The sequence below is a fragment of the Nocardiopsis sp. NPDC058631 genome, from assembly GCF_042716955.1.
Classification (GTDB): domain Bacteria; phylum Actinomycetota; class Actinomycetes; order Streptosporangiales; family Streptosporangiaceae; genus Nocardiopsis.
Genome location: NZ_JBHXQY010000001.1, coordinates 38,694 through 51,010, shown reverse-complemented (window position 1 = coordinate 51,010; position 12,317 = coordinate 38,694). Strand labels below are relative to the sequence as shown.

9 protein-coding genes and 3 tRNA genes are annotated in these 12,317 nt (G+C 69.8%); 5 read left to right on the top strand and 7 right to left on the bottom strand.

Annotated features, from left to right (window positions below; translation table 11 throughout):
- Positions 1–15 precede the first annotated feature (15 nt).
- Together rfbB and ACFWTE_RS00250 are read right to left on the bottom strand one after the other, a co-directional pair.
- Positions 16–993 (bottom strand): dTDP-glucose 4,6-dehydratase, encoded by a 978-nt coding sequence (gene rfbB, locus ACFWTE_RS00255; protein ID WP_378776335.1) that lies wholly within the window; start codon positions 991–993, stop codon positions 16–18.
- Positions 994–1,062: 69 nt separating this feature from the next.
- Positions 1,063–2,127, bottom strand: coding sequence for a glucose-1-phosphate thymidylyltransferase (locus tag ACFWTE_RS00250; protein WP_378776333.1), 1,065 nt, complete (start codon positions 2,125–2,127; stop codon positions 1,063–1,065).
- A 458-nt stretch (positions 2,128–2,585) separates the two neighbouring features.
- On the opposite strand from ACFWTE_RS00250, the gene ACFWTE_RS00245 reads away from it, so the two are divergent.
- Positions 2,586–3,518: an SAM-dependent methyltransferase gene (locus ACFWTE_RS00245; RefSeq protein ID WP_378776331.1), complete on the top strand. Its 933-nt coding sequence runs from the start codon at positions 2,586–2,588 to the stop codon at positions 3,516–3,518.
- A gap of 117 nt (positions 3,519–3,635) precedes the next feature.
- Here the strand turns inward: ACFWTE_RS00245 and ACFWTE_RS00240 are convergent, their stop codons facing one another.
- Positions 3,636–5,438, bottom strand: coding sequence for a gamma-glutamyltransferase family protein (locus tag ACFWTE_RS00240; protein WP_378776329.1), 1,803 nt, complete (start codon positions 5,436–5,438; stop codon positions 3,636–3,638).
- Between the two features lie 4 nt (positions 5,439–5,442).
- The gene (locus ACFWTE_RS00235; RefSeq protein WP_378776327.1) at positions 5,443–6,801 is read right to left on the bottom strand and encodes an FAD-binding protein; all 1,359 of its coding nucleotides are present in this window, start codon (positions 6,799–6,801) and stop codon (positions 5,443–5,445) included.
- A 539-nt stretch (positions 6,802–7,340) separates the two neighbouring features.
- On the opposite strand from ACFWTE_RS00235, the gene ACFWTE_RS00230 reads away from it, so the two are divergent.
- From ACFWTE_RS00230 to ACFWTE_RS00220, 3 genes are all read left to right on the top strand, one after another.
- Positions 7,341–8,225 (top strand): NAD(P)H-binding protein, encoded by an 885-nt coding sequence (locus ACFWTE_RS00230; protein ID WP_378776325.1) that lies wholly within the window; start codon positions 7,341–7,343, stop codon positions 8,223–8,225.
- 560 nt (positions 8,226–8,785) lie between these two features.
- The gene (locus tag ACFWTE_RS00225) at positions 8,786–9,484 is read left to right on the top strand and encodes a response regulator transcription factor (protein ID WP_378776323.1); all 699 of its coding nucleotides are present in this window, start codon (positions 8,786–8,788) and stop codon (positions 9,482–9,484) included.
- 404 nt (positions 9,485–9,888) lie between these two features.
- Positions 9,889–10,269 (top strand): helix-turn-helix domain-containing protein, encoded by a 381-nt coding sequence (locus tag ACFWTE_RS00220; RefSeq protein ID WP_378776321.1) that lies wholly within the window; start codon positions 9,889–9,891, stop codon positions 10,267–10,269.
- A 134-nt stretch (positions 10,270–10,403) separates the two neighbouring features.
- On the opposite strand, the gene ACFWTE_RS00215 is transcribed toward ACFWTE_RS00220, so the two are convergent.
- The 3 genes from ACFWTE_RS00215 to ACFWTE_RS00205 form a co-directional block, all read right to left on the bottom strand.
- A tRNA-Val gene (locus ACFWTE_RS00215) sits at positions 10,404–10,477 on the bottom strand.
- Between the two features lie 16 nt (positions 10,478–10,493).
- Positions 10,494–10,564 (bottom strand) — tRNA-Cys (locus ACFWTE_RS00210).
- A 41-nt stretch (positions 10,565–10,605) separates the two neighbouring features.
- Positions 10,606–10,678, bottom strand: a tRNA-Gly gene (locus tag ACFWTE_RS00205).
- A gap of 261 nt (positions 10,679–10,939) precedes the next feature.
- On the opposite strand from ACFWTE_RS00205, the gene ACFWTE_RS00200 reads away from it, so the two are divergent.
- Entirely contained in the window at positions 10,940–12,268 is a 1,329-nt protein-coding gene (locus tag ACFWTE_RS00200; RefSeq protein WP_378776319.1) for a molybdopterin molybdotransferase MoeA, read from the top strand.
- Positions 12,269–12,317: the final 49 nt, after the last annotated feature.

Sequence of the window (12,317 nt, the reverse complement as noted above, 5' to 3'; positions counted from 1 at the left end):
GTGGGGGGCGGCGGCTCACGACGCCGCCATGGCCCTTCGCAGCGGCTCCCACCACGAGGGATCGGCGCGGTACCAGTCGATCACCTCGGCCAGCCCCTGCTCGAAGTCGACCTTCGGCGCGTAGCCCAGGGCACGCAGCTTGTCGTCCGCGAGGGAGTAGCGCCGGTCGTGGCCCTTGCGGTCGGGAACCCACTCCACCCGGTCCCAGCCCACGCCGAAAGCGGTGAGCAGCCGCTCGGTGAGTTCGAGGTTGGTGATCTCGGCGGTGCCGCCGATGTGGTAGACCTCGCCCGGGGTGCCATGCTCCATCACGACACGGATGCCCTGGCAGTGGTCGTCCACGTGGACCCAGTCGCGGACGTTGCGCCCGTCCCCGTACACCGGGACACGCTGTCCTCGGAGCAGGTTGGTGACGAAGAGCGGGATGACCTTCTCCGGGTACTGGCGGGGGCCGTAGTTGTTGCCGCAGCGGGTGACGCACACCGGCAGGCCGTGGGTGCGGGCGTAGGCCAGGGCGATGAGGTCGCCCCCGGCCTTCGCCGCCGAGTAGGGGGAGCGGGGGTCGATCGGGGCGTCTTCGCTCCAGCTTCCCCTCGCGATGCTTCCGTACACCTCGTCGGTGGAGACCTGGACGACTCTGCTGACCCCGGCCTCAAGGCAGGCCTGCATCAGTGTCTGGACGCCGAGCACGTTCGTGCGGGCGAACGCCGTGCCGTCCGTGATGGAGCGGTCCACATGCGACTCGGCGGCGAAGTTGACCACCACGTCGTGGTCCGGAAGGAGCCGCGCGAGCAGCTCCGCGTCGCAGATGTCGCCCTGGACGAAGTCGATCCGTTCCGCGACCGCCTCCAGGTTCGACCTCCTGCCCGCGTAGGTCAGTTTGTCGAGTACCGTGACCGAGCCCTGAGTACGGGACGGGGAGCGCGCGCCGAGCAGCGTACGCACGAAATGCGAGCCGATGAAGCCCGCACCGCCGGTAACCAGAATTCTCATCGCTTCTCCTGCGTTTCTCTCATGCCGGCAGGGCCCGGCCCTGGGGCGTGGGGGACGGGGCGGGGCGGCTCAGGTGCTGATCCGCACCTGGCTGTGGTCACCGAGCACGAGCCGGTGCGCCCGCGGTGTGGGAGGGGCGGGGACGATCTGAGACTCCCGGCCGATCAGAGAGCGCTCGATGCGGCGCATCCCCTCGATCGAGGCGCCGCGGAGCACGATCGAGTACTCGATCTCGCTCGCGTTGATCCGGCAACCGCCCTCGATGGACGTGAACGGTCCGATGTAGGAGTCGTGGATGACCGCGTCCGGCCCCACGGTCACGGGGCCGACGATGCGCGAGCGGACCACCTGGGCGCCCTCGGCCACCACCACGCGCCCGACCAGCTCGCTGTCGGTGACGGTCCCCGCGATCCGCGGCTCCAGCGTTTCCAGGACGTTCCGGTTCACCTCCAACATGTCGTCCACGTTCCCGGTGTCCTTCCAGTAGCCGGTGATCGTGGCGGAGTCCACCCGCTCACCCGCGTCGATCAGCCCCTGGATGGCGTCGGTGATCTCCAGTTCGCCGCGCACGGAGGGTTTGAGGTTCGCGATGACGGCGTGCACGGCGGGCGTGAACATGTACACCCCGGCCAGCGCGAGGTCGCTCTTGGGGCGGGCCGGCTTCTCCTCCAGCCCGACCACCCGGCCGGCGGAGTCCAGTTCGGCCACTCCGAACGCCTGGGGCGTGCTGGTGCGGGTCAGCATGAGCTGGGCCGCGGGGCGCTGCTCCCGAAAGCGGGCGGCCAGGTCGGCGAAACCGCCGACGATGAAGTTGTCGCCCAGGTACATGACGAAATCGTCGTCGCCCAGGTACTCGCGAGCGATGAGAACACCGTGCGCCAGCCCCAGGGGGGCCTCCTGCCGCAGGTAGGTGACATCGAGGCCGAAACGGCTCCCGTCCCCGACGGCGTTCTCGATCTCGGCGGCCGTGTCGCCGGTCACGATTCCGGTTTCACGCACTCCGGCCGCGGCGATCGACTCCAGGCCGTAGAACAGCACGGGTTTGTTGGCGACCGGGACGAGTTGTTTGGCGGAGGTGTGCGTGATCGGGCGCAGCCGCGATCCCGACCCGCCGGCCAGCACCAGAGCTTTCATGGTCCGAGGGCCTCCTCAGAGGAGCCGAAGGGGGTGGTCTACGGGGGTATCCTTTCCTTCTTTCCCGGGGAGATTCCATCAAGGAAACTGAAGATATTTTCAAGACTTTCCCCGATCACGGTTCCGCCAGGTCCGCCGTGCGGCCCCGTGTGCGCAGTGCCGCACGCCGCTGGAGCGAGGTGGCGGGAGGCCCGGGAACCTACATAAGTTTTTTACGGACCGATGAATTTTGTTTGTCGATCCCCTGCTTGTCCTTTTTTCCGGTGAAAGTTACCCTTGGGTCCAATGGTCGTTGGCGAAAGGGTGGAAGCCCGACTCGCTTTTCCCTTGAGGACCTTGAGGAGTTTCAGTTGGACGCGCCGGATATCGTTGAAGTATGGAATGAAGAGCAAATTGGTCCATGGCATTCCTATCACATGTCCGGTATGCCGGAACTGATAAGCTCGATGCATCTGTGCATGTCGGTCTACGCTTTCGTCGACTCCGGATGCCTCGAACGGTTGCGGGCCAAGGAGTGGGTGTCGTCGGCGGAGATCCTCGACGGAGGGGACACCGACACCGGTCGGGGGTTCCTCGAATACCTGCGGGTGTGCGGCGTCCTCGACCGGAGGGAGGGGCGCTACCGGCTGTCTCCGAGAGGGGTCCTCCTCACCAGCGAGATCTCGCTGGCCCGGCTCGGCTTCTACCGTGAGGCGTACGCGCCCGTCACCGCCCGGATGACCGATCTGATCACGAACAAGGCCGAGTACGGGCGGGACGTGACCCGGGCGGGCGGGGCGCTCAGCCGGCACTCCGGAACCGTCGCCACGGTGTCCTACGTCGGGCTCGTCGCCGAGGCCCTCGCGGGACGGCGGCCGCGCCGGATCCTGGACATCGGGTGCGGGGACGGGTCCCTGCTCCTTCACCTGTGCGCGCGGCTACCGGAGCTGTCGGGCACGGGAATCGACATCTCCCGCGCCGCCATCGAGAACGCCAGGGCGGACAGCGAACGGGACGGGCTCGCGGACCGTACGAGTTTCGAGGTCGCCGACGCCTTCGCACCCGACACCTGGTCCGAGAAGGCGGCGGCCGCCGACGTGCTCGTCGGGGTCGGGGTGATGCACGAACTCTTCCGGGACGGCGAGGACGCGGTGATCGCGGTCCTGGACCGTCTCGCCGACGTCTTGACCGAGGGGAAGGTGTTCCTGCTCGGGGAGCCGGAACTCCGCTACGACAACCGGGAGAACGACTCCGACTTCTTCCTCGTGCACGTACTGACCGGCCAGGGCATACCGCGGGACCGGACGGCGTGGCTGGACGTGTTCCGGAGGTCGCGGCTGCGCTGCGAACGCATCTTCACCAACGCCGCCGCCGGGCCGCGGACGTGCTTCTACGAGCTGACCGCGCGGTAGCCGGCGACGCCCGGGGAAAGCGCGCGGGCGTCGCCCGCACGGGGGGCGGTGGCGGACGCAGAGCCGTCCACCACCGCCCCCCGTGGTTTCGCGAGAGCGGCGCTCAGACCGGGGACGTCAACGGCATACCGCGTAGGCCTGGCGGCCGCGCGGCCCCGCGCCCGCGCGCAGGAACCCGTCCCGGCCCACGCTCACGATGCAGGCCTTTGCGCCCATGGACATCTCAGGGACCACGTCGACCACGTGTCCCCGGCGACGGAGCTCGGCCACGGCCGCGGAACCGATCCCGGCCTCCGCCACCATCGTTTCGCGCCTGCGGCTGCGAGGGGTGAACGACGACGGGAAGTGGTCGGTGTGGAACAGGGGCACCTCGGTGCTCTGCTGGAGGTCCGCGCCGAACTCGGCCACGGCCAGGAAGGTCTCCAGCGTCCACTGGTCCTGGCGATCGCCCCCGGGGGTGCCGAAGGCCAGGTAGGGCCTTCCGTCACGGGAGACCAGCGTCGGACTCAGGGTCGTGCGGGGACGCTTGCCCCCGGCGACCGAGTTCGGGTGGCCCTCGACCAACCACATGGTCTGTCCGCGTGTGCCGAGCGGGAAGCCGAGGCCGGGAACGACGGGCGAACTCTTGAGCCAGCCTCCGCTGGGAACCGCGGCGACCAGGTTCCCGTACCGGTCGGCCACCACGAGCGCGCAGGTGTCGCCGGGATCCAGTGTGGCCCGCAGGACGACCGTGGGCATCCCGCTCTGCAGCTGACCCATCCAGTCCCCGCCCCAGTCGGGGACCGGATCGGGTTCGACCGTCGGCACCTCGGAGGTCCGGCCGCCCAGGACCCCCGGAGCGGGGGACGGGTTCGCCCGGTCCTCGATGAGTCGCCTCCGGGCGGTGTTGTACTCCGCGGAGAGCAGAGTCGTGAGCGGTGAGCCGGGATGGGTGGCGGGGTCCCCGTACCACGCCTCCCTGTCGGCGAAGGCGAGTTTGGCCGCCTCCGTCAGCAGGTGGACGTACTCGGGGCTGTCCGGGGCCAGCGAACTCAGGTCATCGCCCTCCAGGAGGGCCAGTTGCTGGAGGAAGACCGGGCCCTGGGACCAGGGCCCCGGCTTGTTGACGGTCAGCCCGCGGTAGTCGCGGCGGAGGGCGGGCTCGACGTCGGCCCGCCACCCCGCGAGGTCGTCGCCGGTGAGCAACCCCCGGTGCCGGCGCCCGGAGGCGTCGAGCACCACGGTCGAGGCGACGAACCCGTCGATGGCCTCCGCCACGAAGCCTTCGTAGAACGCGCGTCCGGCGTTCTCGATCTGCGTGTTCCGGTCCGCGCTCCCCGCTCGCGCCTCGGTGACGAGCCGACGCAGCACGGCGGCCAGGTCCGGGTTGGTGAGCCGTTCTCCGGCAGCCGGGGCGCGACCGCCGATCAGGTAGGTCTTGCCGGAGGAGGCCCACTCGTCCTCGAACAGCGGAACGAGTGCGTCGATCGCCTTCGCGGTGTCGGGCATGACCGGATAACCGTTCGTGGCGTATCCGATCGCCGGGTCGGCCACCGTCTCCAGGGGGAGCCGGCCGAAATCGGCGAGCAACCGCAGCCAGGCGCCCATGGCGCCGGGGACGGTGGCCGGAAGCAGTCCGGACCCGGGGATCTGGCGTAGGCCCAGGCCGGTGAAGTGCGTGAGGTCCGCGCTGCTCGGCATCGGCCCCTGCCCGCAGATGACGGAGGCGTTCTCCTCACCCGAGCGCTGGGCGATGATCGCGACATCGCCGCCGGGGCCGTTGGAGTGCGGCTCGACCACCTGCAGGACCAGCCCGCCCGCGACGGCCGCGTCGAAGGCGTTGCCGCCCTGCTCCAGGACGGCCATCGCGGCGCCCGAAGCCAGCGGTGAGGTACTGGAGACCGCTCCGATGTCTCCGATGAGTTCCGGTCGGGAGACCATGCGCTCACGCCTCCCCAACGGTGCCGGGGGCCCCGAAGATGCCGGGGCCGGGCGTGAGGACGTGGTCGGGGTCATACCGTTCCTTCGCGGCGCGGAAGTCACCCCACGCGTCACCGTAGTGGTCGCGCCACTCCGGTTCCGTCATACGCACCGAACCGATCGGGTAGAGCACGCCGCCGTGCCGCTCCCGGGTCAGGGACATCAGGCGCCTGTTGCGCGCGAGCATGGAATCGGCGAAGCCCGGTTCCGGGTCGGGGGTCTCGGACACGGTGTTGATGTCCACGACGAACATCCACTCCGATCCGTGCGGCTCGGGTACGCGTGGAAGCGGGCGCGTGGCGTGTGATCGTCGCTGCGGGTAGATCAGTCCGGCCCCGTAGGTGCCGATGTCCTGCGGGGTCAGGGTCGGGTGGACGTCGGCGAAGAAGTCCTCCATCCTCGATCCCGGGAGCCAGGTGTCGAACCACGGTTTGACGAGCCGGTCCCAGCCCTCGGTAGCGCACAACGGATCGATGAGGTTGTCGATCGAGAGCACGTGGTCCATGTACCCCCTGTCCTCGATGTCCGGCGAGGCTCCCAGGCCGGCCAGGATCTCCTGGTCGTCCGGAGGGGTGGGGGAGTCGTAGAACGCCGTCGCGAGCAGCGTGAACGTCGGGGTCGCGCCGGGCGCGACGAACTCGGCGTAGACGTGGTCGACTCCGGCGCGGTCGATGACCGTGCGGAGGTCGCGGAAGAACGTGCCGCCGTCGGTGTAGCCGAGAACGTAGGTGCGTGCCCGTTCGCGGGCGGGGGCGAGGTCGAGGGTCGCCTTCGTGATGATGCCGCACTGGCCGAGCCCACCGAGCATCGCTTCGAAGAGGTCGCTGCTTCGCGTGGGGGAACAGCGCTCGATGGCCCCGGTCCCGGTCACGACCTCCAGTTCACGCACATGGTCGACCTGGAGCCCGGTGCGCAGACCGCCGACGATTCCGCCGACGCCGCCCACGGACAGGGTTCCGCCCACGGTGAGCCCGGTGTAGCCGGTGAGGACCGGAGGCGTCAGCCGCGGCGACTGGGCATAGGCGGCTCTGGTCAGGTCCTTCCACAGGACACCGGCGTCGACCTCGGCGGAGTCCGGTCCGAGGGAATGGATGCGGTCGAGACAGCGGTTCTCGATCACCAGTCCGTGTGAGAGCCCCTGGCCGAAGGTGGTGTGTGCCTGGCCGCGGCTGGACACCGGAATTCCCTGCTCCCGGCAGAATCTGACCATCTCGGCCACGTCGTGTGCCGAACGGGGGCGGAGAACCGCGCCCGGTTTCTCGGAGGAGATGTTTCCCAGGTCCACGGCGACCGCGTTCCGGGACGCGTCGTCGGCCGCCAGCACGCCCTCCAACCGGGGGGTGGGGACGAGATCCGAGCCTGACTCCCCGGATTCGGCGGTTATCCATTTTTTCGCGAATGGATCGAAGCCGATGACCCTATCGGTCGAGTGGGTGTTTGTTTCGGGCATGTAATCCCCTTCGAGAGAATTTCTGTTCCCTGGTTCCGCTGAAGCGTATCCAGGAGTGGGGATTGGGCGCACTCAGGTATTCTAAAATTGTTTTTCAAATCTCTTTGTCGCTGCCTCTTGCTCCCGCTCGGAGGCGCTCCTGGCCGACCGCGGTGCCGGAGGCCCCGACAGGGCCCGTCGCCCCGGCGCTCACGACGGTGCCGCCCGCCCCGGCGCGGATGGCCCGACTTCGTCGATATCCCAGCGAAACAGCAGGTCAATCGGTAAGGTCCAGATCGGCTCCATCGCCTCCGCCGACCACGTTTGCACCTCACTGACGCGTCCGTCCGGCAGGTCGGAGGACGCTGCTCGGCCCCGGCGCTCACGGCCGTGAGGACGGATCTCCCGCTGACTCTTAAAGGAAGTTCACTGGTATGACGATCGTTGTGACGACGCCGACCGGGCATGTCGGCTCGCGCGTGGTGCGGCTGCTGATACAGGCCGGTGTCAGGCCCACGGTGTTGGTCCGCGACGCGGGGCGGCTCGGGGAGGAGACCCGTCGGCGGGTCGAGGCCAGGCAGGGCGACCTCACCGACGACGCCTTCGTCCGTGCGGCGGTCGCCGGTGCCCGGACCGTCCTGTGGGTCGATCCCACGCCGCACACGTGTCCCGAACCGGTCACGGTCTCACGGCGGACCGCCGAGGCGGTCGCGCGGGCCGCGGAGGCGGGGGAGATCGACCGGATCGTGCTGCTGAGCAGTGTGGGGGCCGAGAAGCGCGGCGGAGCCGGCCATATCGACGGCCTCGCCCAGATCGAGGAGCGGTTCGAAGCCACCAGAGCCGACGTGCTCCATCTGCGCTGCGGGTACTTCTTCACCAATCTGCTGGGAGCCGCCGACTCGCTCGCGTACGGTGTGCTCACCACGACGGCCGACCCCGACCGGCCCATGCCCTGGGTCGATCCCCGCGACGTCGGGGACGTCGCCGCCGCCCGCCTGCTGAACGACGAGTGGACGGGCCACGGGGTCCAGGCGGTCCACGGCCCGGAGGATCTGAGTTACCGGCGTGTCGCCGCGATCCTCAGCGAGGTGCTCGGCCGGGACATCCGGGTGCGCCACATGAGCGATGACGACCTGCGCGGGGTGCTGCGCTCGTCCGGTCTGCAGGACGGGGCGGTCGAGGGCATCGTCGGCATGGCGGCGGGCACCCGCGACCTGGTCCCCGAACAGTCCCGGGACGTGGTCACCACGACGCACAGCTCGTTGGCGGCCTGGGCCTACGCGCACCTGCGTCCGGTCCTTCTGTCGGAGCGCGTGTGAGAAGGGCCGGGACATGAGGTCCTGGACCGGGGCGGGGAGCCCACGGGCAGGCGCCGCCAGGAGCGACCGGTGCGCACCGCGTGCACGATCGCGTCCACCACGTCGCCGCGCAGATCCGCCTCCGGACGGCCGGTGGTGTTCCCCGGTGGGTGCAGGGGCTCGACCAGGGCCTACGGGGCATCGGTCAGGTCCAAGAGGTGGGTCGGACGTCGCGCCGCGGTGGCCGTGCTCGCGACCTGGCGGGCACGGTGCGGGCGAAGTGCCCGGACCGTTGCACCCTTCCCGAACACGCTGGAAATCTTCCGGCAAAGGCCAGGACGTACGCGTCGGCAAACCCTTTGAGCTGGGGTATTGTCGTGACGCTCTGATAGCGGGCCGGACGAAATCAGCCTCTTTACAGACGGCCCCATGTCATGATAAAAGTGTAAGGGTTGACTTTTATCACTAAAAAATTCCAAAGAATCTAGAATTGAATAATCGCTCGATTTCGTCAGTTCATTCTTTTTGTATCGGTTCACTTGAACTGAATGGTCGTTTCTATGGTAGGGAAAAATTTCAGCATGACTCGGGGTGGCCCTCCCATTCTGGTGGTTGCGGACTGCGAGGGTTGCGATGAAATACTCAGGGATCTGCGGAGGCACGGGTTCGTGGGGGAATTAGTCTCGACCGGGGGCGAGGCGATGTCCAGATATGAGGAATTCCAGTTAGTGCTCGTTGATCTCGATCTTGAAGATTTCGACGGCCTGACCCTGTGTCGGGAGATACGCAAGGTGAGCGACATACCCATGATCGGGTTCACGTCGTCGGAGATGCATCGAATTCTGGCGCTGGAGGGCGGGTGCGACGACTGCATCGACAAGCCCTATTCCAGCCGGGAGTTCATGGCACGTATCAGTGCCCTGCTCAGACGCTCCCGGGTCTCCTCGTCGTCGGCGCTCGCCTTCGGTGAGCTGTCGATACATCCCACGACGAGAGAGGTGCGGGTAGGCGACCGGTCGGTCAAGGCGACCCGCAAGGAGTTCGAACTGCTCCACCTGCTGGCGTCCCACTCGGACTCCCTTTTCTCCCGCGCCGAGCTTCTCCGCCGGGTATGGCAGTTCAACGTCGTTCAGGACGAGGTCACCCCCCTGGCCAGCCGAACAATCGACACTCACGTGAGCAGCCTGCGCAAGAAACTCGGTGCACCGCACTGGATCGTCACCGTCCGCGGTGTGGGTTTCCGGTTCAACGACCCCGATGCTTCGGACGAGTCATACTGAACCCCGTTCCGCCCCCGTGGCCCTTCGTCCGCCCTGTGCGGCTCGTGCCGCGCACAGACGCGAACCATCGGGTCCACGCCTAAGACGTCCCGTGAGTTCGGTGCTCGGCGGAGTGACCACAACCGCCGTGAGCCCCTCCCTCTGTCCCGCGATCGCCGTGCCGACCATGCCCCGACGTCGGCGGGCCCCGAGCCCCCTCCGGGGCCGCCTGCCGACGGTGTCGTCTGTCCGTCCGCCTCAGCAGCGCGGTCGACGAGGACACGTCGACGAAGGAGCGATGGGGTTCGGCTGCCCCGTTCCTGGAAACCCCTGCCGGGACCTGATCGAGAAAGGACCCCCCGAAGGACCGCGAGTACCGCCGGTTCACGTTGAGCACACAACCGGTGCGCATACTCGCCGTACGCGTGGACGCGTACGCACTGGGCCCGCACGGCCCGCTGTTCCCCGCTGTGGAGACGTCGGCCCCCAAGGCGCGGGCCCGCTGCCCCTCGCCCCAGACCAAGCGGTGTAAGCCGTTCTGCACCGGCGGGGCGCCTGGGCGTGTGGCCCTGGTCGACTCGTCGGGCGTGGGGGTGGTCGAGTGGAGCTCACCGCAGGCACGGGGGTCGCCGCCGACCGGGGCCTCGATGACCGCAGCGCGGGTGCTGGGGATCGGGCGGACCAAGGCGTACGAACTCGCCCGGGCGGGAGAGTTCCCGGTGCATGCGGTGCGGATCGGGGATCTGTACCGGCTCTCGACCGCCGACCTGCTCCGGTTCTTGCGGGCGGACCACGCCGACGCGTAGAGGGCCGTGCGGTGTCGCGTCTGACCGGTCGGGGCTGCCGGGTGCCGTCCGCTGCCACGGTCAAGCGACGGTCGGGCACAGCGAAGGGCATGTGCCGGATCTCTCCGGAACATGCCCTGAACTGGTCAAACGGGTGGGCGATACAGGACTCGAACCTGTGACCTCTACCGTGTCGAGGTAGCGCTCTAACCAACTGAGCTAATCGCCCGCGCGAAGCGGTTGTGAGGTGGAGACGGGATTCGAACCCGTGTAGACGGCTTTGCAGGCCGCTGCCTCGCCTCTCGGCCACTCCACCGAGTTGCACGCAAGCGCCTGGGCGCCTTCGCGTCTCCTCCGAGCGGACGACGGGATTCGAACCCGCGACCCTCACCTTGGCAAGGTGATGCTCTACCAGCTGAGCCACGTCCGCTTGCTGCCTGGTCGGTGGCCGCGTCCTCCGCGGTCCCTTCCGTGCTGCTGATAAGAACTTTAGCGGAAAGTCGTCAGACGGCAAATCGACGCAGGGAGGACCGGGTCCGCAACCGGGGTGACACCTGCCCGGCACGGCCGCCGCCGCGGGACGCGCGACGGCGCGCGGGGCCCTGGCACGACTGGGCGGAGCGGTGGCGTCCGACTCGGCACGCCCGGGTGGACAATTGGGTGCGCGTTGGCGCGACGACCGGGAGGCGGCATGGGCAGGAGCGGTGACATCCGCGGCGACACCCTCCGGGGCGGAGCCCCCGGGGAGGACGGGGCGACCGCGGGGCACGGCCGCGACGACGCACACCGCGCGGCCGGGACCGACGCGGTCCCGCAGGCACACGGGCCCCGAGGAGCCCCCACGGACCCCGGAGCCCCCGGGGCCCCCGGGGCGCACCGGTCGTGGGCGCGGGCGCGCGCCGAGGCCGTGGCGCTGGGCGGGCGCAGGGGCGCCGCCGTGCGCGAGGTGCCGCTGGACCGGGCCCTGGGCGGGGTCCTCGGCGCGGACGTCCGCGCCCTCGTGGGGCTGCCCGCCTTCGACGCCTCCGCCATGGACGGCTTCGCGGTGGCGGGGCCGGGCCCCTGGCGGCTGGTGGGCAGGCAGCTCGCGGGCGCGCCCGCGAGCGGTGCCGGGCTCCGGCCCGGCGAGGCCGTGGAGATCGCCACGGGGGCCCGGGTCCCCGAGGGCACCGAGAGCGTCCTGCCCTACGAACGTGCCGCGACCCGTGGCGGGGCCGTGGAGGGCCGGGCGGAGCGGGGACGCCACGTGCGCCGGGCGGGGGAGGAGACCGCGGCCGGTGAGACGGTTCTCACGCGCGGCTCGGTGATCGGTCCGGCGGTGCTCGGACTGGCCGCGAGCCTGGGGCACGAGACCCTGCCCGTGGCGTGTCCACGGCTGGCGGTCCTGGTCACCGGTGACGAGGTCGCCACCGAGGGACTGCCCGGCGAGGGAAGGGTCCGCGACGCCATCGGTCCGCTGCTGCCGGGGATCGCCGGCTGGGCCGGGGCGCGGCTCGAACGCGTACGGCACCTGGGCGACGACCGGTCGGCGCTGCTCGCGGAGGCGGGGGCCGGCGACGCGGACGTGGTCGCCGTGTGCGGCTCGTCCTCCCGGGGCCCGGCCGACCACTTCCGCTCGGTCCTGGACGACCTGGGGGCCACCGTCGCGGTGGACGGCGTCGCCTGCCGCCCCGGCCACCCGCAGTTGCTGGCGTACACGGACCGCACCGTGTTCGTGGGGCTGCCCGGCAACCCCGGAGCGGCGCTGGTCGCGGCGGTGACCCTGCTGGTCCCCCTGCTGAGCGCCATGACCGGCCGCGCCGACCCCGGGGGGCGCCTGCCCCGGGCCGTCCTGGACCCCGGGGTCGCGCCGCACCCGGTGGACACCAGGCTGGTCGCGGTGCGCCTGGCCGGCGGCCGGGCCGTGCCCGTCGGCCACGACCGTCCCGGCAGTCTCCGGGGCGCCGCGCTGGCCGACGCCTACGCGGTGGTGCCGCCGGGCTGGGACGGCGCCGACGTCGAGCTGGTCGGCCTCCCCTGACACGCGAGGACCCCGGAGGAACTCCTCCGGGGTCCTCGCCCCGCCTCGT